The sequence below is a fragment of the Alphaproteobacteria bacterium genome (assembly GCA_030680745.1).
In the GTDB taxonomy this organism is placed as follows: Bacteria; Pseudomonadota; Alphaproteobacteria; order JAUXUR01; family JAUXUR01; genus JAUXUR01.
Genome location: JAUXUR010000077.1, coordinates 56,926 through 81,389 on the forward strand (window position 1 = coordinate 56,926; position 24,464 = coordinate 81,389).

General features: G+C 33.4%; 28 protein-coding genes and 1 tRNA gene. 16 read left to right on the plus strand and 13 right to left on the minus strand.

The window, feature by feature from the left end; translation table 11 throughout:
* Nucleotides 1–40: 40 nt before the first annotated feature.
* Nucleotides 41–1,288 (plus strand): glycosyltransferase family 4 protein, encoded by a 1,248-nt coding sequence (locus Q8L85_09455; GenBank protein MDP1724911.1) that lies wholly within the window; start codon nt 41–43, stop codon nt 1,286–1,288.
* Nucleotides 1,245–2,372 (plus strand): glycosyltransferase family 4 protein, encoded by a 1,128-nt coding sequence (locus Q8L85_09460; protein MDP1724912.1) that lies wholly within the window; start codon nt 1,245–1,247, stop codon nt 2,370–2,372. The genes Q8L85_09455 and Q8L85_09460 overlap by 44 nt, the downstream gene beginning before the upstream one ends.
* A 182-nt stretch (nt 2,373–2,554) precedes the next feature.
* Here Q8L85_09460 and Q8L85_09465 read toward each other — a convergent pair whose 3' ends face one another.
* Nucleotides 2,555–2,902: a hypothetical protein gene (locus tag Q8L85_09465; protein ID MDP1724913.1), complete on the minus strand. Its 348-nt coding sequence runs from the start codon at nt 2,900–2,902 to the stop codon at nt 2,555–2,557.
* Between the two features lie 236 nt (nt 2,903–3,138).
* On the opposite strand from Q8L85_09465, the gene Q8L85_09470 reads away from it, so the two are divergent.
* Nucleotides 3,139–3,948 carry a helix-turn-helix transcriptional regulator gene (locus tag Q8L85_09470; GenBank protein ID MDP1724914.1) on the plus strand — a complete coding sequence of 270 codons (810 nt, stop codon included), beginning with the start codon at nt 3,139–3,141 and terminating at the stop codon, nt 3,946–3,948.
* Between the two features lie 119 nt (nt 3,949–4,067).
* A complete protein-coding gene (locus Q8L85_09475; GenBank protein MDP1724915.1) occupies nt 4,068–4,958 on the plus strand; it encodes a hypothetical protein in 891 nt (296 codons plus the stop codon).
* A 297-nt stretch (nt 4,959–5,255) separates the two neighbouring features.
* Here Q8L85_09475 and Q8L85_09480 read toward each other — a convergent pair whose 3' ends face one another.
* The 3 genes from Q8L85_09480 to Q8L85_09490 all read right to left on the minus strand — a co-directional run bounded on the left by Q8L85_09480 (nt 5,256) and on the right by Q8L85_09490 (nt 10,330).
* Nucleotides 5,256–9,122, minus strand: coding sequence for a hypothetical protein (locus Q8L85_09480; protein MDP1724916.1), 3,867 nt, complete (start codon nt 9,120–9,122; stop codon nt 5,256–5,258).
* A gap of 131 nt (nt 9,123–9,253) precedes the next feature.
* Nucleotides 9,254–9,329: transfer RNA gene (locus Q8L85_09485), tRNA-Ile, on the minus strand.
* Between the two features lie 125 nt (nt 9,330–9,454).
* A complete protein-coding gene (locus Q8L85_09490; protein MDP1724917.1) occupies nt 9,455–10,330 on the minus strand; it encodes a universal stress protein in 876 nt (291 codons plus the stop codon).
* A gap of 292 nt (nt 10,331–10,622) precedes the next feature.
* Here Q8L85_09490 and Q8L85_09495 point away from each other — a divergent pair, with 292 nt between their 5' ends.
* The 4 genes from Q8L85_09495 (at nt 10,623) to Q8L85_09510 (ending at nt 12,584) form a co-directional block, all read left to right on the plus strand.
* Nucleotides 10,623–11,084: an RT0821/Lpp0805 family surface protein gene (locus Q8L85_09495; protein MDP1724918.1), complete on the plus strand. Its 462-nt coding sequence runs from the start codon at nt 10,623–10,625 to the stop codon at nt 11,082–11,084.
* 23 nt (nt 11,085–11,107) lie between these two features.
* Nucleotides 11,108–12,040 carry a DnaJ C-terminal domain-containing protein gene (locus Q8L85_09500; protein ID MDP1724919.1) on the plus strand — a complete coding sequence of 311 codons (933 nt, stop codon included), beginning with the start codon at nt 11,108–11,110 and terminating at the stop codon, nt 12,038–12,040.
* A 183-nt stretch (nt 12,041–12,223) separates the two neighbouring features.
* Nucleotides 12,224–12,448 carry a helix-turn-helix domain-containing protein gene (locus Q8L85_09505; protein MDP1724920.1) on the plus strand — a complete coding sequence of 75 codons (225 nt, stop codon included), beginning with the start codon at nt 12,224–12,226 and terminating at the stop codon, nt 12,446–12,448.
* Between the two features lie 4 nt (nt 12,449–12,452).
* Nucleotides 12,453–12,584 carry a hypothetical protein gene (locus tag Q8L85_09510; GenBank protein MDP1724921.1) on the plus strand — a complete coding sequence of 44 codons (132 nt, stop codon included), beginning with the start codon at nt 12,453–12,455 and terminating at the stop codon, nt 12,582–12,584.
* 20 nt (nt 12,585–12,604) lie between these two features.
* On the opposite strand, the gene Q8L85_09515 is transcribed toward Q8L85_09510, so the two are convergent.
* The 6 genes from Q8L85_09515 to Q8L85_09540 form a co-directional block, all read right to left on the minus strand.
* Entirely contained in the window at nt 12,605–13,024 is a 420-nt protein-coding gene (locus tag Q8L85_09515) for a hypothetical protein (protein MDP1724922.1), read from the minus strand.
* A 31-nt stretch (nt 13,025–13,055) separates the two neighbouring features.
* A complete protein-coding gene (locus Q8L85_09520) occupies nt 13,056–13,505 on the minus strand; it encodes a hypothetical protein (protein MDP1724923.1) in 450 nt (149 codons plus the stop codon).
* Between the two features lie 26 nt (nt 13,506–13,531).
* Nucleotides 13,532–13,945 carry a hypothetical protein gene (locus Q8L85_09525; protein ID MDP1724924.1) on the minus strand — a complete coding sequence of 138 codons (414 nt, stop codon included), beginning with the start codon at nt 13,943–13,945 and terminating at the stop codon, nt 13,532–13,534.
* A 27-nt stretch (nt 13,946–13,972) separates the two neighbouring features.
* Entirely contained in the window at nt 13,973–14,395 is a 423-nt protein-coding gene (locus Q8L85_09530; GenBank protein MDP1724925.1) for a hypothetical protein, read from the minus strand.
* Between the two features lie 66 nt (nt 14,396–14,461).
* A complete protein-coding gene (locus tag Q8L85_09535) occupies nt 14,462–14,791 on the minus strand; it encodes a type II toxin-antitoxin system PemK/MazF family toxin (GenBank protein MDP1724926.1) in 330 nt (109 codons plus the stop codon).
* A complete protein-coding gene (locus Q8L85_09540; GenBank protein MDP1724927.1) occupies nt 14,776–15,027 on the minus strand; it encodes an AbrB/MazE/SpoVT family DNA-binding domain-containing protein in 252 nt (83 codons plus the stop codon). The genes Q8L85_09535 and Q8L85_09540 overlap by 16 nt, the downstream gene beginning before the upstream one ends.
* A gap of 142 nt (nt 15,028–15,169) precedes the next feature.
* Between Q8L85_09540 and Q8L85_09545 the strand changes: the two genes are divergently transcribed.
* Nucleotides 15,170–15,496: a hypothetical protein gene (locus Q8L85_09545; GenBank protein MDP1724928.1), complete on the plus strand. Its 327-nt coding sequence runs from the start codon at nt 15,170–15,172 to the stop codon at nt 15,494–15,496.
* A 170-nt stretch (nt 15,497–15,666) separates the two neighbouring features.
* Here Q8L85_09545 and Q8L85_09550 read toward each other — a convergent pair whose 3' ends face one another.
* From Q8L85_09550 to Q8L85_09560, 3 genes are all read right to left on the minus strand, one after another.
* Nucleotides 15,667–16,077 carry a hypothetical protein gene (locus Q8L85_09550; GenBank protein ID MDP1724929.1) on the minus strand — a complete coding sequence of 137 codons (411 nt, stop codon included), beginning with the start codon at nt 16,075–16,077 and terminating at the stop codon, nt 15,667–15,669.
* Between the two features lie 194 nt (nt 16,078–16,271).
* Entirely contained in the window at nt 16,272–16,544 is a 273-nt protein-coding gene (locus Q8L85_09555; protein MDP1724930.1) for a hypothetical protein, read from the minus strand.
* 412 nt (nt 16,545–16,956) lie between these two features.
* Nucleotides 16,957–17,220, minus strand: a complete 264-nt coding sequence (locus Q8L85_09560; GenBank protein MDP1724931.1) for a hypothetical protein — start codon at nt 17,218–17,220, stop codon at nt 16,957–16,959.
* Between the two features lie 385 nt (nt 17,221–17,605).
* Here Q8L85_09560 and rplU point away from each other — a divergent pair, with 385 nt between their 5' ends.
* From rplU to Q8L85_09595, 7 genes are all read left to right on the plus strand, one after another.
* Entirely contained in the window at nt 17,606–17,923 is a 318-nt protein-coding gene (gene rplU, locus Q8L85_09565; GenBank protein MDP1724932.1) for a 50S ribosomal protein L21, read from the plus strand.
* Nucleotides 17,924–17,949: 26 nt separating this feature from the next.
* A complete protein-coding gene (rpmA, locus tag Q8L85_09570) occupies nt 17,950–18,207 on the plus strand; it encodes a 50S ribosomal protein L27 (protein ID MDP1724933.1) in 258 nt (85 codons plus the stop codon).
* A 393-nt stretch (nt 18,208–18,600) separates the two neighbouring features.
* Entirely contained in the window at nt 18,601–19,803 is a 1,203-nt protein-coding gene (locus tag Q8L85_09575) for a leucine-rich repeat domain-containing protein (GenBank protein ID MDP1724934.1), read from the plus strand.
* Between the two features lie 221 nt (nt 19,804–20,024).
* Nucleotides 20,025–21,008: an ABC transporter substrate-binding protein gene (locus tag Q8L85_09580; GenBank protein ID MDP1724935.1), complete on the plus strand. Its 984-nt coding sequence runs from the start codon at nt 20,025–20,027 to the stop codon at nt 21,006–21,008.
* A 5-nt stretch (nt 21,009–21,013) separates the two neighbouring features.
* The gene (locus Q8L85_09585) at nt 21,014–21,793 is read left to right on the plus strand and encodes an ATP-binding cassette domain-containing protein (GenBank protein MDP1724936.1); all 780 of its coding nucleotides are present in this window, start codon (nt 21,014–21,016) and stop codon (nt 21,791–21,793) included.
* Entirely contained in the window at nt 21,793–22,668 is an 876-nt protein-coding gene (locus tag Q8L85_09590) for an ABC transporter permease (protein ID MDP1724937.1), read from the plus strand. The genes Q8L85_09585 and Q8L85_09590 overlap by 1 nt, the downstream gene beginning before the upstream one ends.
* Before the next feature lie 78 nt (nt 22,669–22,746).
* Nucleotides 22,747–24,354 (plus strand): hypothetical protein, encoded by a 1,608-nt coding sequence (locus tag Q8L85_09595; GenBank protein MDP1724938.1) that lies wholly within the window; start codon nt 22,747–22,749, stop codon nt 24,352–24,354.
* The last annotated feature ends 110 nt before the right edge of the window (nt 24,355–24,464 follow it).

Genomic DNA, 24,464 nt, shown 5'->3' on the forward strand with positions numbered 1-24,464 from the left:
TAATAAATAATACGCAAGTAAAAAAGTGGAGGGAGATAAGGTGAAAAAAATAAATATTGCTTATATATTAAAAGGATATCCACGTCTTTCCGAAACTTTTATCGCACAAGAAATTTATGCGCTCGAACAAAAAGGGTATCAGATTCATCTTTTTGCATTAAAGCAGCCCAAGGATCGTAAAAAACATCATTTTCATAGCTGGGTTGAAGCGCCTATCACGTATCTTCTTGAGCATCCAGTTTTAGAACCGATTAGACTTATACAAGCAATTCGTTTTTATCAAAAAAAATTAAATTATCCAAATTTATTGCCATTAATTTGGCAGGATATGAAACGTCAGAAATCGATGAAGCCGTTGAAAAGATTTTTTCAAGCGCTTGTTTTTTTGAATGAATGTCCTAAAGACGTTGATCATATTCATGGCCATTTTATTCATGCGCCCACAAGTGTTGCCTATTATGCACATTTGCTGTCTGGCAAAACGCTTACAATTTCAGCGCATGCAAAAGATATTTGGGAATCAGAAACTTGGGATTTGGAACGTAAAATAAAAGCGGCGACCTGGGTTGCATCTTGTCATCATGAAGCCGCAGAATATTTGCGTAATCTAACGGATAATCCAGAAAAAATTCAACTTGTGCATCATGGGTTGGATTTTAAAAGATTTCCTATAAAGCCGCCTGTGCTCAATGGTCATGATGGATCGAGTGCTGATCAAAAAATTCGATTGATTACATTGGGCAGGCTGGTTCCTAAAAAGGGTTTTGATGTGTTATTGAAAGCATTGTCGATGCTTCCTAAACGTATCCATTGGCACTTATCTTTAGGCGGCGGTGGTGAAGAAAAACGCCGATTAAAGTCTTTAGCACAAGAATTGGGTATTGCTGAGCATGTTGATTTTTTAGGACCTCTTTCTGCATATGAAGTCAAAAATCTATATGATAATGGCGATATTTTTATATTGCCGGCAAAAGTGACTGAATCAGGGGATCGTGATGGGATTCCTAACGTGTTGATGGAGGCCATGAGCCATGGCGTTTCAGTTATCAGCACATTCGTTGGTGGTATTGCGGAACTTATCACGCATGAAAAAAATGGGTTAATGGTGCCGTCTGACGATCCGCAAGCATTGATGTTTTCGATTGAACATTTGGTGATGAATCCTGCATTAAGACATGAGCTTGCAACAAAAGCGCAAAAAAAATTAAAAACAGAATTTGACTTGAAAAAAGGGGTTGAAAAACTTGACGCATTGTTCAAGCACAATTCTTTTTTACGCGCCGCTTAGCAATAAACATAATGATCATGTTTCTGGCGATAAAATTATTGCAGCATCTTTTGTTAAGCTTTTTGAAGGATTAGGCTATAAGGTTTTAACGCCAAGTACATTTTCGTCTCGTGAGTCAAAAGGCCTTGCAAGTGTTCAGTCGATTATTATAGATGCTGCTTGCCATGAGATTGAGCGTATTGAGGGTTTGTTGAAATTTGAAAAGCCAATATTGTGGGTGACATATCATCATTATCACAAAGCACCTGATCTTTTAGGATCTGTAATAGCCGAAAAATTTAATATTCCTTATATGTTGATCGAAGCATCTTTAAATCCTGCTGAGCGTTGCGGGGATTGGAGAATTTTTTATCCTTTTGTTGAAAAAGCGCTTCAAAAAGCTGATGTGATTTTAAGTTTAAATCCTAAAGATAAGGAAATAATCGATCAGAAAGGATATGGAGAGAAAAATATTCTTTTTCCTTTAATGATGCAGTCCCAATTTTTTCAACAAATCGATAAGCGGGTTAGCCGACAATTTATAGCTGACAAGCACTCGTTGGACGTAAACAAGTCTTGGATTTTAGTGGTCGCGCAAATGCGTGAACATAAAAAATATGATTCATATATTTATTTAAAAGAATCTTTAGATTTATTAAACAATCAGAATTATGAATTACTTATTATCGGTGCTGGCGAAAAAGAATCAGTTATAAGATATTGTTTTAGTGCTATGAAGCAAGCCTATTTTTTTGGCGTAATTGAACCGAAAGATATGCCGATTTATTATGCAGCTTCTGATATTTTTGCATGGCCAGGCTTAAGGGAAGCGATGGGCATGGTGTATTTAGAGGCTCAATCCATGGGATTGCCAGTCGTGATGGATCAACGAAGTGGTGGGCGTTATTTTATGCAGCCAAACGAAACAGGTTTTGTAGTGCATGACAACCAAGAATATGCGGTTCATTTGGATATGTTGTTAAATGATGGAATGTTAAGGCAAAAAATGGGTCGTAATGCGCAAGATTTTGTTCGTGAAAAATATCGTTTTGAGATTGCTGAAGAAAAAATGAAGGAATGTTTGGTGGGTAAATTTTTTAGATAAAAAATGTATATTTTTATTTATAAAATTCTATAGCGTAATCCCTGTGAAAATACATCATTTCAACTCTTGTTTTGTGCTTATTAAGGTCCGTCAAACCCACCTATTCAATTGATTTCAAATTTCCTATTTTGCGCTTTGAGTCTCACAGGGCATTGCAATCTTATCTGGCTCGTCTATAAGTATCATTCAATGTCACAGGTTAGTGTTTTGCCTGAAAGCGATAATTTAGAGCTTCTCACCCTTAGGACTATATCGTCCTTATCTTTGCTCATGGAGCATTCTTTTCCTTTAAAGGTTTCGTCAGCCGGTTTGATGGTAAATGCAAACCCTTTAATATAACCAAAGGGCGTAGTTGCTGTTTTGTGTCCACCAGCCGGAATTTTCACTATACATGGATCTGCATTACCGCAAAAGGTCATATGTATTTGCACGTCAGTATCTGCGTTGTTGATCATTGTGTAGCTTCCTGCAAAAACTGTTGGAATCAAAAACATCGACATTGTAAATAACAATCCAACTTTTTTTCTCATTTTCTTGCTCCTGATTAAAAAATCATACTTATAGTTTAATCAACAAAAGTTAAAAAATGTTTAAGATAATGGCATGGGAAAAAATAAAAAATACATTAATTGTTATGCTTTTCTATTTTAAGTCTAGAACAACATAAATATTTAGATATTGCTGTATAAAAAATGTCTATTTTTATTTACTTTTTTTAGTATTTATAGTAAATTATATTTATTATTAATCCATATTAGGGTATTCAATGATTAAAAATAATATGCAAAAAAAGAAATTGTTAGAATTTGATCAACAAAAGAATGCCTGGCTTAATGCTATTTGTGCGCCTTTATTTAAAAATACGCCTATTACTTCTTTTGCATATATGGAGTTTTACAACGAAAAAGAATTTTTTCATATGTGCACTGATGTTGCGTGGTCAGAAGTGTTTTTAGGATTTGAATCCAATGGCGCGGCATTTGAGAAAGAAGTTTCTATCGCATTTAACACACCTAAGTTTCATTCATATTATTGGCCTCTTGAAGGTGATGATCATGTTATGTCGTGTTTGAAGAAGCACAATATTTGGCATGGGTTAAGCATTTATAAAAAAGACAATGGATTTTTGCGTGTATTTTGTTTTTCTGGAGATTTAAACTCATCTTTAATTTATAATTTTTATTTAAACAAAATGAATATATTGGAAGAATTTATTTGGCATTTTGAATCTCAAAGTCGCATTATTCTTAGTGATGAGAATACACGCGACAATAGATCTTCATTTTCAATTCCTATGAATTTGTCTTACAATGATATGTTCTCAAATAAAGATGATCCAAAATTTAATGCTCAAAAAATTCCATTTTATATTGATGGAACGCGTCAATTTATTACACCACGCGAAAAAGATTGTCTTGCTTTGTTTTCAGAAGGCTATTCAGCAAAATCAATTGCACAAAATTTAGGCGTTTCACATCGTACAATTGAAAAAACAATTGAGTATCTCAAATTAAAGACAAAGCAAACAAATAAATCAAATCTTATAAATCTTTGGAAATTAAATAAAATTTTCTAATTGACCTATTGCTTTTTCAAATTTTGTAACATGATCTTTTGTTTAAAAGACAATTTTATTGACGTAATTGACAAAATTATTTATACTATATTATTATAAATTTATTAATTAGGTGAATTATGTTTAAGTTAAAAACGATTCTTATGCTTTTTGTAGTGTTGACTGGTTCAATCGTCCATGCAGATTACAGTAATTTTTGTGTCAATATGCCTTTATCTGCAAATGATGCTACAAATGTTTCTAAAGGCGTTCCTACAAAACAACCCGCAGCAAAAGCCTTTCCTGTGCCAGATTCTGCTGATAAAACAAGTTCATTTTATTTTGTAGAGCGTATAAGTCCAGCAAATTATCACATTACTTTGGAGCATTTTAAGGGCAAACAAAAAGCTGACATGTTTAATGACGATGATTTTATGAAGATAAAAGGATTTGCAGAAGGTTTTAAATCAAAAAAAATAAATATGTCACCCTTAGGATATCAAGGGAAGGCAGCTGAACTTTTACTTTTTGTTTATTATAAAGGTGATGATGGTCGTAAGACATGTTTAACGCTTAAAGAAGATAATCTTGGTCAAATTGATAATTTGTCTGAAATTTATTATGCGAATTTAGTGGTGCGCACAAATCATGATGCTAATTTGGGTTTAGATTGGGGTAGTTATGCTTTGAACTCAAAACAAGATCCATATTTTGGAAAATATGCATTAAGACGATATCCCTTCGTGCCACATATAACAATTGCTAATGTTTTTAAATATTCAAATAGAGCATATCACATTATTCAAGAGGGTCATAATTTGGTAATTAAGAACAAAAAACATCCTGGTGCGTGTGCAAAAACAACAGCTTTTACGCCTGCTGAATTTGGGTATCTTAAAACTTTTTTTAATGATGTGAATGCTCGTTTTAAACGTAAAGTTAAATCTGATATTACGTTAAGTCATTTAAAAGTGACAACCAAAATTAATAAAAATGTTAGAATTTTAAGAAATATCGATTTACTCAATTAAGTTGGTTTTGAATTAAAAATTTCTTTCCCCTGCTCCCCCCTCCTGCTACGCCCCGCGACTTGATCGCGGGGTCCATGATAAAACAGTAAAATGACAAATATATGTCGTTATTTTTCAACAAGTTTTATGGATCCCGCGATCAAGTCGCGGGACGTAGGGGGTGGGATGTTCAAAATTTGAATCCTTCCCCCTGGGGAGGTAGAAATTTTTTTCTTTCCCTGGATCATTGCTCGGGCCTATTGGGTTTGTAACGCGTCCAGGGAAAGAAATGTTTGTGTCTAAGCTTAATAGTGCCCTTTAATCATCCCAATCATCATCTGAATCAGAAGCGTTGTCAGACTCAGAACCTGAATTCTCAACATTTCTAGGTGCGATTTTAAACATGTTTATCTTTTGTGCCAAGCTATCCATTATAGTTTCGGAAGAGCCGCCAGCGGGTGGATTGGGATCTTTAGCAATAGGAATATTTGGAATAGATTGTGAAGGTTTAAAGTCATCCATTTCAATATCTTCACGTACAATTTCATCTTTCTTTTTGAAAACGAAACCTTTAATAAGGTCAGTGAACTTCACAGCAGCTATTTTTGCACGGTCTAATACATCAGGTTGAGCTGCTTTGCGTCTTTTTTTAGCCTCTTTTTCAGCTCTAGCTGCAGCTTTTTCGGCTTCAATCGCCACGCGTTTTTCAGCTTCGGCTGCTTCTTTTTGGATTTGTTTTTGTTCGTTTCCTTTTAATTCAACATGCTTATTTTTAAGGGCTTCATAATCTTTATATAATCTTCGAACTTCACCAACAGTACTAGTTTTTTGTGAAAATCCTGAAACTGATTGATTTTTAAATATAATCACTTGCGCGATAAGTGATTCTTCAATTTGCTCAGTGGATTTAATTCTTGCTCTAAATTTATCGCATATTGCAACTATTTTCAAAGAAGTATCGTTTAAATCTTTTGAAATTTTTTGCAATGCAGCAGATTTTTTTGGTTCAGGTTTAAATTCAATTGGTTTGATTTCTTTGCCAATCGGTTTTTTAAACTTTGGCGCCTTGGTTTCAGGTGAGCTTTCAGGTGAATCAACTACTTGTGCTCTTCTGAGTGCCAAAGAAGAATGTAAGTGATTATCAAATGCATTTGGCGTTGGTTTTGCCACTTGTTTTTTTATTGTCCTGTCTTGTTGTATTTCTGAATCTTTTTGTGGCATTAATCTGGGTTTGGTAAGATCTTGAAGTGATGGTGCGGGAGGCGGTGGTGGTATAAAAGATGGCGTAGGTTTAGGTACATCATTACCCAATATATTTATTTTTTTATATGATTCGGAATTATTATCAATAGGATCAGCATCATCTAAATCATCTTCTTCCTCTAAATCATCCTTTTCGTTTAATTCTTCTTCTAGGTCTTGAAATAATTTTTTGGACCAAGAAGGATAATAAATCACTCTGGGACTTGGTGTAATTGTTATAGGGGAGATTTGATCGATAACAATAGGTTTGTTTTTGTTTTTTGGTTGTTCTTGAGTGGGGGGGACAATAGTAACTATTTCTTTTTCATCTTCATTATGAGGTGGTAGGTAACTAGCTGCATCAGAAGGTACAGGTGATATTACGTTGATTGTTGGCAATACTGGAGGTAATACAGGATTAGGTATTGTCGGCAATACTGGATCAGAAATTGTCGGGAATATCGGATTATCTGCAGGTAATGTTGGATTTATTTCTGGAGGTAATGTAGGATAATGTGTTGTTGGCAATACAGGCTCAGATACAGGCAATACAGGCTCAGATATTGTTGGCAATACCTGATTATCTGTAGGTAATACGACATCAAATATAGGCGGCGTCTCATCTACTACTGGATTTAATACAAGCTCAGATATTGTTGGCAATATTGGATCAGATTCAGGTTGTATTATTTTATTAGTCGTTATAGGAGAGATCTGATCTAAAACAATAGGTTTAATTCTACTTTTAGGTTTTTTTGAGTTAAACGGAGGTGTTATTGGTTCTTGAGTTATATTTAATGGTTTAATTATAGGTAAGTGTCTACGTTCATTGTTATCTGCGACTGTATCGTCTGTTTCTTGAGGCTTAGGCATTGCTAAGTCATTGGGTAAGGTAATGTGATCTTCTTTTTGATTATGTTGAGTAATGGGGTTGATGCTGTTTTCATCAATAGGATCAGCAAAAAACGGGGAAGGTTGATCATATGGAAGTGCTTTGCGTCTTTCTTTTTGTGCTTTTGTTTTTTTTACGCGTGCTAATGAATTATTGTCTCTTTCTTTTAAAACTCTATCTAATTGATCTTTTTGTGATTCTAAAGGTCGAACATGAAACACTTGAACGCTTTGGGGTTGAGGTGTGAATTGAGCTTGTTCATTGTAAATAGGAGATAAGAGGTCGTCATAAGGGGTTGAAGGTTTGAGAGGTGTTCCTTTTTTAGGGCTTGTAACGAAAGGTATATTGAAATCAATAGGTATATTTTCAATGTTTTGATTTCCAGGTACTGGTTTTGGTGTGTCGCTTTCTAAAATTCGTTTTATATCTCTGTTGCTTTGAGGGGTTGATGGAGGAGTTTGATCAGGAATAATCCGACTAATTTTTTTCTTAGCTTTCTTAGGGATAAAGGGAGGTGTTGACGTTTCTTTCGTATTTTCAATGTGTTGATTTCCATGTACAGGTTTTGGTGTATCGTTTTCTAAAATTCGTATTATATCACTGTTGCTTTGTAGGATTGACGGAGAAGCTTGATCAGGAATAATCCGACTAATTTTTTTCTTAGATTTCTTAGGGATAAAGGGAGGTGTTGACGCTTCATTCGGATTTTCAATGTGTTGATTTCCATGTACAGGTTTTGGTGTATCGTTTTCTAAAGTTCGTTTTATATCTGTGTTGCTTTGTAGTATTGACGGAGAAGCTTGATCAGAAACAATGGGTTTAATTTTTTTCTTAGATTTCTTAGGGATAAAGGGAGGTGTTGACGTTTCTTTCGGTGTGTTAATTGAAGGTGAATGTAACGATTTGCTGTTATTTATAATTTTATTACCAGATTCATGAATATCTGGCAACAAGGCAGGTGTTTGAGTTAATGGTGAAAGAAGTGCCGCAGATGAAGGTTCTTGTGGGATTTGTATCGTATGCAATTCTTGTTGGTTTAATTCATTCATTGATGGTTTTGGGGTGTCTTTTCTCTTGATAAAGAGGCGTGATCTAGCGGATGGTCTGATGCCATTAATCCAATTGTTGTTTTGAACTGGTTTTAATGAAGGTGCTATTTCAATAGGTTGTTTGTCATCTTTAATCAAACTTTCTGCAAGCATAATAGGTTGTTCTGATTTGGATTCTTCATCTTCTTGATCTAATAAATCTTGTTCTGGATACAAGGCAAATGGATTTTCGTCTTCAGTGAGGCCTTCATTATTATGTTCATCCTCAATCTGTTCTTTGTGGTCTTCAGCATCAACTTCTTTAAGTGAAAGGGGTGCGATACCAAAATAATTGAGGCCAATTTCGGATTCATCAGGAAACTGTTCATAATCAGGTTTGATGATTTGTGGCGCTTTCTTGAAATTTTGTATGGTGTCTTCAATAAGTTGTGGCCAAACATTATGAGCGGGCTTTGGACGTGGATCAGGTGTAACATGTCGAAGTTCTTTAGATTGAAGTAGATTTGCATTAACATTTCGTGGGTCTAAAATCAATTTTTCTTGACTTGGTTCCATTTTTTTTAGTTTTTTATGTTGTGCTTTTAGCTTTTCAGGGGTTAGATATAATATACGATTTTTTATTGTTTGTTCTACTATTGGATCTATACGGTTCTCATGTTCCTCTATAATAGGTTTTTCTTCTTCGATAAATATTTCTTGGTGAAGATCAACAATTTTAATTTTTATAGCTTTTTTATTAACAGAATCGATGAATAAATCTTTAATGATTTTTTTTGTTAAGAGTTCTTTATTTTCTCCTGCTTTCTTTATTTCTTTTTTAAATTTTTTCTCTAATTGATCAAGATCAAGGTAAATTTGAGCGCCTTTTGTAGAGTTTTCAAAAGGAATAGGTGCAGTAAAAATTGCTACCCGTGCATGCGCGCTATCCGAAATTATCATTATAATAATAAATAATATTAGGGTATGAAAACTTAAAAGGTTTGATTTTTTATAGATAGACATGCTGAAATCCAATAACTTATTCATTTTGAAGGATAAGTTATAAAACAGGTGAAATGAGCTGTCAATAAACCATTAGGAGAATTGTGTTTATAATGAATTAGTTAAAGGGGAATCGACTTAATGAGTTGGGATGGTGGGCCCTGCAGGACTCGAACCTGCGACAACACCGTTATGAGCGGTGGGTTCTAACCGCTGAACTAAGGGCCCAAAAGCACTATACCTAAAAGTTTAAACTTTCTCAACAGGGTAAATCATTTTTATTTAATAGGTCTCTTTTGAAACTCATTATGCGAAACGACTCAATCGACCACAGTAGCGCGTTTCAAATAGGTTTAATGAATCAATAAGCAGGGAATGGTCGCTTCTTTGAGTACATAACGCGTAATGCTGCCTAAAACCCATTCACGTAATTTGCTATGACAATAAGCACCTAAGATGAAAAGATCTGCTTTTAAATCATATGAATTTTTAAGGATGGACGCACCAATATCACTTGTATCGCACTCTAAATCGATAAGATCGACATTGATATTGTGGTAGGCAAGATAATTTTTTAAGGCCGCACCACTTTCACCCATTGTATCAACTTTAGATGTTGTGAGTACTGTAACTTTACTGGCTTTCTTAAGGAAGGGGAGGGCGAAATGAACAGCGCGCGCACATTCAAGACTGCCATTCCAAAATAAAGTTATGTTGCTACCAATATCTTTGGGCATATTTTCGACTGCAAAAAGAACGGGACAACCACCTTCCATTAAAGTGGATTCTGCCATTGCAGCGCTTAAATCATCGTCATTAGCGCTTGTGCGTGCGAGCACAACCATATCAGAAACGCGGGCTTTTTCAGGAACAATTTCTGCATTTCTACCGATTATTTCAGTCCAAGAGAGTGTTGTTTTGCCATTTTGTGGTATTTCCTTATGCTCAAGGAAAAGCAATTCTGGGTGCTGCTTGCGCCAGGTATTAAAATTTTGAAGGGCTTTGTTCCGTTGATCTTTGCTTTCGGCTTCTAAAGAATGAAGAATTTGTTCAACAACAGGGGCTGAAAGTCCTTGTCCAATAAAAGGGATTGCGTCTCGTCCATCGAGCATAACTTCAAGTACTTCTAAATGAGCATTGAATTTTTGGCCCATTTTATACGCAGTTTCAAGAACATAATTGTCTGCATCTTGACCTTCGATTGGGATTAGAATGTGTTTTATGCTCATAATTGTGCTCCCATGCTTATTATTTAAGATAACCATACATTAATAAAACGAGTTGTGAAAGTCCTCTTCTTGAGTTAATATGCAACTAAATGCAATAAAAGCGCGTCTGAGATTATGGTTTGTTATGCGTTGGGATTTTCCAATTCAGTAATGGTTCTCATTTTTTTCAGGATCTAATTTTGGGTAAATCTCATAAAGTTTGATCTGTTACGCAATTTCTATTGTTATTCTTATTAGAATAGACTATTAAAGCTTATTGCATAGTTTAAACCTTATAACGGAAGAAAATAGAATGAAAAAGTCAATTATTACTCTTTTATCAGCAACCATCTTTTTAAGTGCTTGTGATATTGGGCCAAAACAAGGAATTGGCGGTATTGCTGGTGGTATCGGCGGTGGTGTTCTTGGGTCAACAATGGGTAAAGGCAAGGGTAAAATTGCGACAACCATCGCAGGTACGCTTCTTGGTGGACTTCTTGGTAGTTCGATCGGTGCATCTATGGATCAAACTGATAGAATGCTTGCAGAACGTTCGACACAAAATGCGCTTGAAACAGCAAAAACAAATTCACCTGTTAACTGGACAAATCCTGATAATGGTCATTCTGGTACAATCGTTCCAGTTCGTACTTATCAGAATGGTAACCGTTATTGCCGTGAATATCAACATAATGTAAATGTTGGTGGACGTACGCAAAGTGCTTATGGTACTGCTTGTCGTCAGCCCGACGGAAGCTGGCAGATTCAAAGCTAATTTCTATTGATTGAGGAGCAGACATGAAAGATCCCTATAAAACATTAGGACTTTCTACGTCTGCCTCTCAAGACGAGATTAAAAAGACTTTTCGTAAGCTTGCGAAAGAAAACCATCCCGATTTAAATCCGAATAAGCCAGATGTTGAAAAACGCTTTAAAGAAGTTAATGCGGCTTATGAAATATTGTCTGATCCCATAAAACGTAAAAAATTTGATGCAGGTCAAATCGATGCTGAAGGCCATGATGTACATCCTGGTTTTCGGGGGCATTCGGGTTTTGATCCCTTTGCATCCCAACGCACAGGATCTTCCCAAGGTGGATCGCGTGGTTCTGATAGTTTTTCTTTTGATAATAATTTCGATAGTTCTAATTTCTTCTCTGACTTGTTTGGTTGGAGCAATAAAAGAAAACAGGCACCGCAAAAAGGCGATGATATTCAATATACGTTGAAGCTGCCATTTTTAGAATCTATTAAAGGGGCTAAAAAGCGTGTTTCAATGCCTAATGGCCGTGCTCTAAATATAACGATACAGCCAGGCACAAAAAACGGACAGATTTTAAGACTTAAAGGTCAGGGTGATGCAAGCGCTTTGGGTGGTGTAAGCGGTGATGCTTTAGTTGAAATCGTGGTTGAAGATGATCCATATTTTTCACGTCTTGGGAATGATATTCATCTTAATCTACCTATAACACTTCAGGAAGCCATTTTGGGGGCAGTCGTTACGATTCCAACAATTTCAGGTAATGTTAATTTAAAAATTCCTGCAGGGTCAAATACAGGCAGTAAATTGCGTTTGAAAAATAAAGGCATTGAAGTTGCTAATAATATTTTTGGTGACCAAATTGTTGAGTTGAAAGTTGTTTTGCCTGATCAGCCGGACAAGGATTTAAAGGAATTCATTGAAAAATGGGCGCCGAAGAATGTTTATAATGTGCGCGGCGATTTGGCTTAATTATTTTTAGTTTTTTTTATTGCATTTTTTTAACCGTTAGCTATTTTTTTTGTTCCCGATCGGGAATATTTTCAGATTTTATTCCCCATAAAGCTACAAAAGTTCCCGATCGGTAACTTTTTATTGATTATTGTTCTTTTTGGGTTATAATGATACCGTACGGGAACAAATTGGGATGGCTTTGTGAACAATATTATATTAAAACCTGAAGATCTTGGTCGGTTGGTCTATGAAGCACGTAAAGCTCAGCAATTAACGCAAGAAGATTTAGCTGGCATGACGTCGACGGGACGAAGATTTATTGTGGATCTTGAAAAAGGGAAACATACAGCCCAGATCGGTAAAGTTTTAGTAGTTTTGGGTGCTCTTGGTATTGCCTTGATTGCATCGAGCAAGTGGAAGAGCTGATCAGATGATAGTCGATAAAAGGCAAAACCTATCCGTTTTTCTTCATGATGATTATGTAGGGACTCTTTATTCAGAGGCAGCGATTCTTGGCTTTCGTTATGATGAAAATTATATTAAAAGAATTCTAGGCAAATAGGCTTGGTGTTTTAAGTGTATTTACTTCATTTTTTCGTAACTTCTTTTTACTGTTATCCACATAAGAATTGCCCACACATAACCAATCCATATATCCCATAAGTTGTTATATGGAAAACTAATGTTGGGGTTTTCAATGTATTTTAAGGCAATTATGAAGAGTATATATAAAACACTAAAGGAGGTGCCAGCTTTTAATACAAAATAACCACTTCCTTTTTCGATTGTTTGTTCTAGATATTTTTTACGTTCTTCTTTTGTGGATTCCATTTTTTCAAGCTTCCATAGGTATGCAAAAAATGCAAAAAAAGAACAGGCTAAGAATACATAACTTAATATGATGATGGTTGTATTGTTTTCTGCAATACGATTTATGTATCTAGATAAAAGGAAAACAAAAAGTACTAAAATTGCTGGGATAGTTATTTTTTTTTGGATCATTTTTTTTCTCCTTTGTAATAAAATAAAAGATTTATTTTAGTTTTTCAAAGCGCTTCTTTTCGACTATCCACGCTAAATAAGCTAATGGATATCCTAATATTCCAATCCAAAATAGATGATAGGGGAAATCTATAGAAGGATTCCCGATGTATTTCATAATTATAATCACTGATGGAGATAATATTGTGGCTATTGTTCCGTATTTTGCAATATACAAAAAAACACCTATTTCAATATTTTTCTTTAAGTATTTTTTTTGTTCTTCTTTATAGGACTCCTTGCGTGATTCTATTCTGTTGAGTTTAATCATATACAAAGCATAAGCAAAGTAGAAAATCCAAAGTGCAATTGTAAAACTTAAAAGAAAGGGATGTGTTTTCCAGCTTTCTGCTAAATCCATATCTGCAACACGGTCTGCATATTTTGTTAGAAATATTAATGAAAAAAATAAAATTATTGGAAGGTAATTTCTGTATTTCATTTTTTTCTCCATAACCTACTGGAAAATTATTTCATTTTTTCGTAGCGTTTTTTATCAACTATCCACATTAAATAGGCTAATGGATATCCTATTAATCCTGCCCACAATAGATGATAAGGAAAATCGATAGCAGGATTATTGATATACCTAAAAAGGATCCCTGCCAATGGATAGGAGATTGCAAAAGATGTTCCATATACAACAAGATAATAGAGCATTCCTTTTTGAACTCTTTTTATTAGATCATTTTTGGATGTTTCTTTACCCTCTTTTGTTTTGCTCATTTTATATACATAAAATCCAGCTAAGATAAGGACAATTAACATTATGACGTTTAAAGTCATAGCAGTATGCGAATTATAAATTCGAATGATGTAAGGGGTTAAGAACGCCATTAAAAGAAAAAGTGTTATAAAGATATATTGTGACAGTCTATACATTTCTTTCTCCTTAAAATCATTAATTTTTTATTTTAGTTTATCGTAATTCTTTTTTTCAACTATCCACATTAAATATGCAAAAGGATATCCCAAAAGTCCAGGCCAAAGGTAATGATAGGAAAAATTGAAAATAGGATTTTCGATGTAACTTACTAGAACTAGTACTAATGGAAATAGAATTGTACCTAATGTTCCGTATAAAACTATATAATGGAGCATTCCTTTTTGAACGCGTTTTATTAGATATTTTTTTTGCGCTTCTTTAAAGGGTTCTGTTTTGCTTATTTTAAAGATGTAAAATTGAAATACAATAAAAACAATCCAAAAAACACCTAGAAATATAATGTACATAGGGTGCGTTTGCCATGTAGCAATACTTCTAATGTAGGTATTTAAGAAGATTAATAATAACAATAAAGTTATTTGGGTATAAACTATGAATCTGTACATTTTCTTCTCCATGCTTAGCGATCACGTCTTAGTTTAACATGGAGAATATTAAGAAGAGGTTAATGCTTATTCGTCAAACATTTCTAGTAAGACATTAATTACTTTTGTTTGAATTTTTTTGTCTAATTGTCCCAGTTTTTTAACCACACGCACACGATCTATTGTTCTTATTTGATCGAGGACAATACTTCCTTTTTTGTGGTCAAACTCTAAATCAATGCGTGTTGGGTAATGTTTAATGGTACTTGTCATCGGTGCTACAATGATTGTATTTAAGTAATGATTCATTTCATTGGGGGATATGACAACGCAAGGACGTGTTTTTTTTATTTCTGAGCCTAATGTTGGGTCGAGATTGATGAGCAGAACGTCAAATCGATTTAGCTCCATTCCCATTCACCCTTGTCAAAAGAGGTCTGAATAGTGTCAATATCTAAAAGATCATCATCTTTTTTTTGAGCCATAGATTCAAAGGCTTTTGCCCAATTTTCTCTTTTTTTATACGGCGTAAGGATAATGGAATGATTTTGAACTTCAATATTAATGGTATCACCAAAACCACATTGTTCGATGAGTGTTTTAGGGATTCTTATGCCTTTGGAATGGCCAATTTGTATAATATGTGCTTTCATTATAAACTCCCTTTATAATTACATTGTAATTACATTTTTTGAAAAAAGCAAATATTTTATTTTTTTGAATATTATTAACGTTTTTTTAATTTATATTAATAGATAATAGATAATAGATAATAGATAAAACAGGAGACGTCAAATGAAAAAAATTATTCTCACTTTAAGTATGTTGCTTCTTATAAATGCTAATTCTTATGCTGAAGATACATCATCCGATGATACTGATAGTGTTATGAGTAAATTTGATGAGATTGAATCTATGTTGGCAGGAAAGCATAGTTTGTTGAATTTAGGACAAGCAAGGAAAACTCTTAATGATATTCAGAATCAATATTGCAGTGATGATAATTTTGATGACACCCTTTGTGGAATACGTGATGCAATAGATCAAAAAATAACTGATATATTTCAAGCTCAATTAGAAAGTATTGAAAAAAGGAAGCGTGAAAGAGGAGTGAATTACTAGAGTTGTTTTGAAATACAGTGAAATAACCAGAAAATGTTACAAAAAATTGCGTCATTGCGAGTTTCCCACCACCTAAAAGGGCCGGACTTAAAAGTAATGACAAGTTTTTATAGACTTTTCAACATACTGCATTAAATGGAGTGGACTTTTTTCTGAAATATCAAAAGCATCTAGCCTTTTACTTGAAGGGCCGTCCGAATTAAATCATGATTTTTACGATAAAGCATCGTTGCAACTTGGTGTGCAAGACGTGTTTCTTCAACTTTTTGTAATTGGTCATCCAGCGCAATATTATTACCTTGGATAGTCACCTGATCTTTATCTTTACTGGTTGTTATCTTAAGACCATTAGAGCTTGTTTGATTTTGTGAAGATATATGTTTTGCGTTTGTTTTTTTTAATTCAATAATATGTTTAAAGCCTTGAGAAGACCCTGAAAGCGCTTTGGGATCAATATCGATTGCTTTTTGATGAGGCGTCTGAATATTTGCAAGATTTCGCGCAAGAAGCCCCTGACGAAAAGACAAGGTTGTTAATCGTTGTGCAAGTGCTTTAAAAACTGGGATATCATTGAATGGCATAATGAAGCCTTTAATTTTATATGAGTACACATTTTTGCTTATGTATACAATGTGTTTACTCATTCTCAAGACATTGTATGTTTTTACGTTGTGTTATAGTAAGGATGAATTGATCTAAAAAATTAAATTTTTTTGTTAACAGTCAATTCGTTTGACTCAAAAATAATGGGTGAAGCAAGCTTCACCCAAATCTATCAGATAAAGCCAAGCAAACCTGAAATGATGGTGGAAAGTCCTAAAGTTGCAGCAGCATCTTTATTAGACTCTACAGAGTTTTGTAAGATTTTAGCCAAAACTTGTTTTTGTTCATCGTTCAATTTATCACCTTTTGTATTGATACCATCTTTTATGGTGACAGTTTTCGAATCTGGATTCCAAACGAATGTAGCTTCAAGGTTGCCAGCAGATGCAGTGTTTGCAAAACTTGCAAATGCAAATGTTGCAAGGATAAGTGATAATTTACGCATGTTTAGTTCCTCCAAAAGATATTATTATTTATATTTCATTAAAAGACTATCATCTTCAAATTCAATTGAAAAGGTATTTTATTGTTATTTTTTGTAATAATTTAAAGTTAACAGCATTTACATAAATATGTTGCTAGGGCGCTTATAATTTATAAAACATAGTTTTATCTTTTCCTGTTTCAAGTTATGGTAAACGTCAGATTTAAAAATTGATATGCTCGTGTATAATAAAATTCAAGTAGGTGGCTTAACGTGTTTCTACTTGATACAATTTGAAAGAGTTCGGATATATTTATAGCATGTTATTTTAATAAAGTTAAGTAAGCTGTTCTTAGTTTTTTTATAATATAAAAAACATCATTATTATACGTAAAAATACGGGTAAAGTCATCCTTTACCCGTAACTTCAGAATTAAAGACCAAATGATGCTAATAATCCACTAAAAATGCCTAAAGTTGCAGTGCCTTCAGTTTTAGCTTTTTTTAAAGCTTCAGATGCTGAATTAAAATATGTGTTAAGTTCAGTCATTTGTTCTTTTGATAAATCTTTACCATCAGATTTTGCACTGCTAACAGTGAATTTACCATCTGACAATTTTACCATGATGTCAGCATCTTTTGCTGATGCAATGCTAACAAATGCAAAAGAAATTGCAATAAGTGAAATGATACGCATGTTTTGTTCCTCCAAAACTGATTGCTTTTATATTACCAACTTTATCAGTTTAATATTAAATAGCAAGAGCTCAATTTTAAAAATATGTAAAATAATTGAAAATTTTTAAGGCCTTCTTTGATGCTATAGGTAAGCTAGACTGAAATAGTCTACAATAAATTTTTTTTCTATTCCCTACTTAAAACAAAAGTCAGAAAATATATTATATCAAACAGTTTTTAAAAACTTTTATTAGGTAAATTTTTTCTTGGAATGTTGAGGCTTGGCAATATTAATTTAGATGCAAATGTTAATAATTTGCAATTAAAGGTTGACAAAACCTATTGGCATATTATTATATGGGGCTTACAATAAACGATAGAATTATATATTTAGGTGATCACAAATGTTTGCAGTTGTTCAAACTGGTGGAAAACAATACAGAGTTCAAGAAAATGATCTCCTCGTTGTTGAACGTTTAAACGGAGAAGTTGGCTCCAAGGTGCGTCTTGACGACGTATTAATGGTTGGAAATGGTGACCAAGTATCAATTGGTCAACCCGCAATCAATGGTGCTTTTGTTGAAGCTGAAGTTATGATTCAGCGTAAAGGCAAAAAAGTAATTGTTTTCAAAAAGATACGTCGCCATAATTATCGTCGTAAAAAAGGCCATCGTCAATACGAAACGGTCTTGCGCATTACGACAATTGGTAATGGTCATTAATCCTTTTTAGAGGTTGAGAATAGAATATGGCACAGAAAAAAGCTGGTGGTAGTTCGCGTAACGGACGTGATAGTGCTGGAAGGCGTCTAGGCGTCAAAAAATTTGGCGGTGAAGCTGTTTTGGCTGGCAATATCCTTGTTAGACAACGTGGAACCAAATATTATCCAGGTACAAATGTTGGTATTGGTAAAGACCATACACTCTTTGCGTTAACGCAAGGTCAAGTGAAATTTCTGCACAAATCAGAAGGTCGTACTTTTGTAACAATTATTCCTGCGGAATAATTTAGGCATATGCCTAATCATTTCGAAATAAGGGTAGAAAAATAAGGGTGTGCAGAGAAAAAGCATAATTTGCTTTGTCTATGCAAATCCTTAAATTTTTATTTTTTTCTATTTTGTAAATTAATAAATCAAAATAAAAGATAAGATATAGTCCGTTAACTTTTGCGATTCATCGTTAAAATTTCCTTATATATAAAAAGTAATCTATATTACATTTTTTAAATCCGGCTTAAAAAATTATAGATTACTTTGATACCTAACTTTTATTGTTAACTCATATTAACACATACACTTCTTTTGTAATCATCTCTTTATTTATGCAAATTCAATATGATATAGATTTTATTTATTTTGTCTGATAATATCAATGGGTCATTATTTGGAGGAAATACAATGAAAAAACTTCTGTCTATAACTTTTATTATATTGAGCGTAGTTTCATTTCAAGTAGAAGCAAATCCAGGCTTATCTTCAATATACAAATTTTTATCTTTATATACACCGGCAAATTTAGCAAAAAAACCAAATTTTAGATTTTTTAACGTTAACAGTCAATTCAGCCCCATTCGTCTTTTTTGGACTTCTGGTGGTATGTTTTCAAATCTATATTCGTTACAAAGCAATAATTTTGCATCGTCAGTTAGGGATATAAAAACAACTGACCAAAGCGAAGAATTTATATCTGATGAAGAAAAAAAAGAAAAAGCTGATGTTTTTATAAGAAAAGCTCTTAATGTGTCTGAAATTGCCTATTATACGTACTTAAGAATTGACCATAATGAAGACTTCCCACTTAATGTTGCAGAATCAGGAATTTATTTAAGCGATCGCGAGATAGATGACCTTAAAAGACAAATAATCGAGGGCAATCTACAATTAGCATCACGTAATCAAAAACAATTCATAGCCTATCATCTTGAAACATTGTGTGACTCTATCACTTGGATCAAAACATTAAGATTAAATGGTCGCAACATTACAACATTGCCTGATAATTTTGTGAATCTTAGTAAATTAAGGTATCTTGATCTATCTGATAATATGATCAAAGAACTTCCTGATAACTTTAACCAATTAGATCGATTGGAACATATCAATCTTTCTTCTAATAATCTTGATGTATTTCCAAATGATACTTGTTTACCAAAAACCTTAAAGTATTTATTTATGTATAACAATAAGATAGAAACTGTTCCAAACCACATTAATCAATTATGTAATTTAGAGCTAATTGATCTTTCTAGTAATGGACTTAAAATATTACCAGAAGAAATAGGTGAATTAAGTGAATTAAATACTCTTTATCTATATAGTAATGATCTTAGATATATACCTAACAGTATCGGCAATCTTTCTAAATTAAAAATATTAAATTTAAACTACAATAACAACCTAAGTATCATACCCCGATCTTTCTTAAAATTAATACAACTGCATGAAGTTCTTTTAAGTGGCACAAAACTTGGCGAAAAAAGTGAAATGAATAATCATTTTTACGATATGCATAAAAGTGATTATATAAATTATGACGATTTAAAAGAAAATTTTAATGAATCCATTGTATGGAATAATTGTTTTTATGCTAAAAAAGAATAGACCTTTGGGAGAATTCTAGGCGTTGTTGATATTTCAATGACCCCTAGAGATTGCAATAAAAAAGTTGCATTCTTTTTTTAACCATACTAAGATTCTATGTAGACTAAAAATTGGACAAACTTATGATCTCTTTACTTTGGACACATAAAGACTGGCGTTGGCGTCTCTAGACAGCTCTACCCCTTTATACCTATATGTTCATCGTAAAATAAGAGATTAAAATGTTTACTTCTAAAAGAACGATCATTCTATTATTAAGCTTAATTGCTGTTATTCTCTCCACCTATTTTTTTCAAAAAAATACCCAGCAACTTCCCATAATAGCCATTGCTAATTATGGTCCACATTCATCTTTGGAAGAAACCATCAAAGGTTTTAAAGAAACATTAGAAAAGTTTGGCTATAAAGAAAACGAACAGATTCAATTTGATATCAATCATGTTAATTTTGATCCTACTCAAATCATTCAAATGCTGACGAAATTACAGTCAAAAAATCCTAAATTATTGTTAGCAATTACAACACCTGTCGCTCAATCAGCGCAAAATGTGTTCAAAGATAAACCTATTGTTTTTGCAAGCATTACAGATCCTGTTGAAGCAGGTCTGCTTAAAAACGACCATGAAGCAAGTAATAATGTAACGGGTGCTTCTGAACGACAAGACTTTAATGCGCTCATCAATTTTATCAAAAGCATCCTGCCTAATGCTAAAAGAATAGGAATGCTTTATGCAACAGGTGAAGCCAACGATTTAGCGCTTCTAAAGTCATTTGAGCATGAGACACAAAAACACAATATGATTCTTGTATCGAAGGCTATTGATCATCCGCGTGATGTCCCTTTAGGTATTGCATCATTTCAGGATAAGGTCGATCTTATTTATGTAGGCACAAGCGGTCCCATTCAACCAACTTTGCCAGCAATTGTTCACGCAGCTGATGGTTTAGGTATCCCGATCATTAATGCGGATTCAGATGCTGTTCATAAACATCTTGTACTTGCAAGTTTTGGCGTTTCTTTTTATCAAATTGGTGCCAATGCTGCAAAAATTGCTGCTTCGATCATGGATGGTAAAAACATCAAAGATGTTCAACCGATTCATCCAAATCTTGAAGACCATCATGGATTTATAAGCCAAAAGAAGGCACAAAAATATAACATTACATTACCCAAAGATGAAAAAAATATATCAATTTTGGAGTAAACATTGTGTTAAAAATACAAAATATTACACATAAATACCCGCTTCATTTTGAACCTATTTTAAATCATCTTGATTTAGAGCTTCAAGATGGTTCATTTTGTGTCATCATCGGTAGCAATGGATCTGGTAAATCAACTTTGCTTAAAACAATTTCGGGCGAACTTAATCCTCAAAAAGGTAAGATCATTTTTGATCAAAAAAATATTACAGGATTATCAATTCATAAAAGGGCTCAATTCTTAAGTTCCGTCACGCAAGATATTGCAAAAGGTACTATTGCCGAGATGACCTTGCTGGAAAACATGTCTTTAAGTTTGCTCCGTGGACAAAAAGCAACTTTTTCAAATTTTAAAAGCGCCGAAAAATTTTTCTTAGAAGAACTAAAATCCTATAAATTGGGTCTTGAAAAATATATGCATACAAAATTATCGAACCTATCGGGTGGTCAACGACAACTCGCCGCCCTCATTATGGCAACTCTTGCGCCGCCCAAATTACTTTTGTTGGATGAACATTCTTCAGCCCTTGACCCCAAAACATCGCAAAAATTAATGCAATTTACAGCTAATCTTATTGAGAAGCATCATATGACAACTTTAATGGTCACACACAATCTGAGTGATGCCGTTCTATATGGCGATCGCATCATCATGCTCCACAAAGGAAAAGTTGTGATTGACCTTAAGGATGATGCAAAAAAAGCCTTAACTATTAAAGATTTGTTGAATCTTTTTTATCACTTTGAAAACGAACTTTTAGTCAATTCTGCACAAGGAATTGAATGATGATGCACGATTTTATTACACAATTTATTAATTTGGTGCCGACGGGCATTTTACAAGCCTTAATTCTGGCCATTGTTACGATGGGCGTCATGATCCCTTTCAGATTGCTTAATTTTGCTGATTTAACATCTGAAGGTGCTTATCCTTTGGGCGGTGCCGTTTGTGCAGCCATATTGACTATTGGTCTTGATCCTATAAGTGCGACTTTTATTGCATGTTTTGCAGGAGGTCTTATTGGTTTGTGTACGGCCTATCTACATATAAAATATAAAGTAAATACGCTTTTAGCTGGGATCATTTTAAGCACAATGGTCTATAGTCTTAATTTACGCTTTATGGGGAAGCCCAATATTCATTTGTTTAATGAAATGACATTATTTAGTTTTTTAGGCGAACTCATTTACATTAAAATTGTTGTGTTGCTTACGCTCAATATCCTTATTTTTCTTATTTTATATCGATTTTTAATGACACAAAAAGGATTAAGATTTAGGGCGGTGGGCTTAAATCCTTTTTTTGCCGAAAAAATTGGCGCATCACTTACATTTTATATTTTGACAGGGCTATTTATCAGTAACGCTCTTAATGGATTTGGTGGCGCTTTAATGGTCCAAATGCAGCATTACGCCGATATTGGTATGGGTGTTGGCATTGTGATTCATGCTTTGGCAGCGCTTATGATTGGTGAAACAATCCTTGGCACTGATACGATACGAAAACAATTATTAGCGCCTTTAATCGGCGCCCTTATTTATGAACAAATCAGAGGCATTGCTATTTCATTGGGATTACCACCTTCTGATCATAAATTTGTAACAGGTTTAATTGTGATTGCTGCCATTGCGCTTAAAAATAAAAAACAGCACGCGATCTAAAAACACTATATTTAGTATTGCTATGTCTTAAAAATTTATGCTATCTACAATATATAGTTTTTTATCGTGGGTGATTAAATGCATATAAATTCCTTTTTTCAAAAAATATTTTTGGGTGGAATAATCTATTTTTTAATGCTAACCCCATCTAGGGCAATCATTGTGGATTATGAACAAGCTTTTGCTTTGGAAAAAATTCATCAAAAATATGCCACAATCTTAAATAAACGTGGGTGTTATGAAAATGTATTTGAAGAAAAATATGACGAAGATACCAACATAGAAAAATCTTCAGAATGTATTTTAATGCCGATAAATTTTCCTTATTATCCTATGCAAATGGAACCCTATCCGCTTATTGAGACGATAAAAAATGAAAAAAACGAATTTGAATTATATCAACAAGAATGTTTGGATCGTTTAAATAAATATAAAAATCGTGCGGCATTACATCCAGCCTTAACGAATGGGGTTTCTTTGTTATTAATATCGGGTATGACCGCTATTACTATTGCCGCCATGCCTTCAAATTGGTCTTTTGATATTATGTATTTATCGTTTTATAGCATTTTTCTTTTTAAAGAAATAATGCCTTCGCTTTTTAATTATTTTTTACCACATTCCCAAATTTTAGATGAATATGAAATTGAATTTGTTAAAAATCAATGTTTCATTCCAAAACCTTTATGGCGTCCTTTGATAACACAATTTAAATTGGCTGCTCAAAATCTTTCAACCCAAGATATACATTTAAAATTTATTAAATTTGCCTTGAGGATGAGGGTTTATCAGCAAAAAAAACATCCAAAAGAACAGCTTTCTTTTAAAGAGATTATTAACAATTTAATCATTATGTTAAATGCATATTTTTCAAAATATGAGCATTTTCCAGAGGAAGAAATGGATATATTAGGCGGCAGAATCGCCTATTATATTGCGCAGCTTTATGGAATAGCGCCTTCTGTTACATGTCTACATTTGACGGGAATGCCAGGTATTGGAAAAACAAATTTCGCAAAACATCTTGAAACTTGGTTTAAAACGAATCTGCCAAAAACTGTTTACTGTCAACGTGCAACACTTTTAAATGAAAAAGATATAGAAGGTAATGGAAAACAATCTGGCTCTTTTTTAAAGGCTTATCGCGATACACATATTAAAAATGCAAATGGTTTATTTCTTTTTTGTGACGAAATTTACATGAGCAATAATGATATGATGAATTCGTTTAAACGTGTTTTTAATGGAAATCATAGCATCATACCAACGCAGTATTTTACTGAAAATGGTGCTGATGAATTTTTGCTTCCTTTAATCCCAATTCTTGTGCTTTTTGCGAATAATGATCAATTATCTTCTTTTCAACAAGACATTAAAAATGAAGATGGAAATGAAGCCATTAATAATAGAAGCCAGCAAATTAATTTTCCGAAGCCAACACAAGAATATTTAAATGAATATGCTATTAACTGCATCAAACCGCAAAAACTTTCCGAACTTATCCCCAATTTATTTAAAGATGATATGTTAAATCAAATGTATAAACAAGAATTAAGAGAAGAATTAAAAAATAAGAATAATTTTAGAGATGTTGAAAAAATAATCGAACAACTTCTTTTCAAATGGGTAAAAAAGAATATTTTAAATGAACTTTCTAACTCAATGATAGGTAAGCCCCTAGTTTGACTAGGGAGACTATAAAGGCTTGGCCTTCAGATTCAGTAATAGTGTAAGATCCATTTCGGCTTGACGGTCAGAAAGGATCTTACACATGAGTAATATATCATCATACGAAA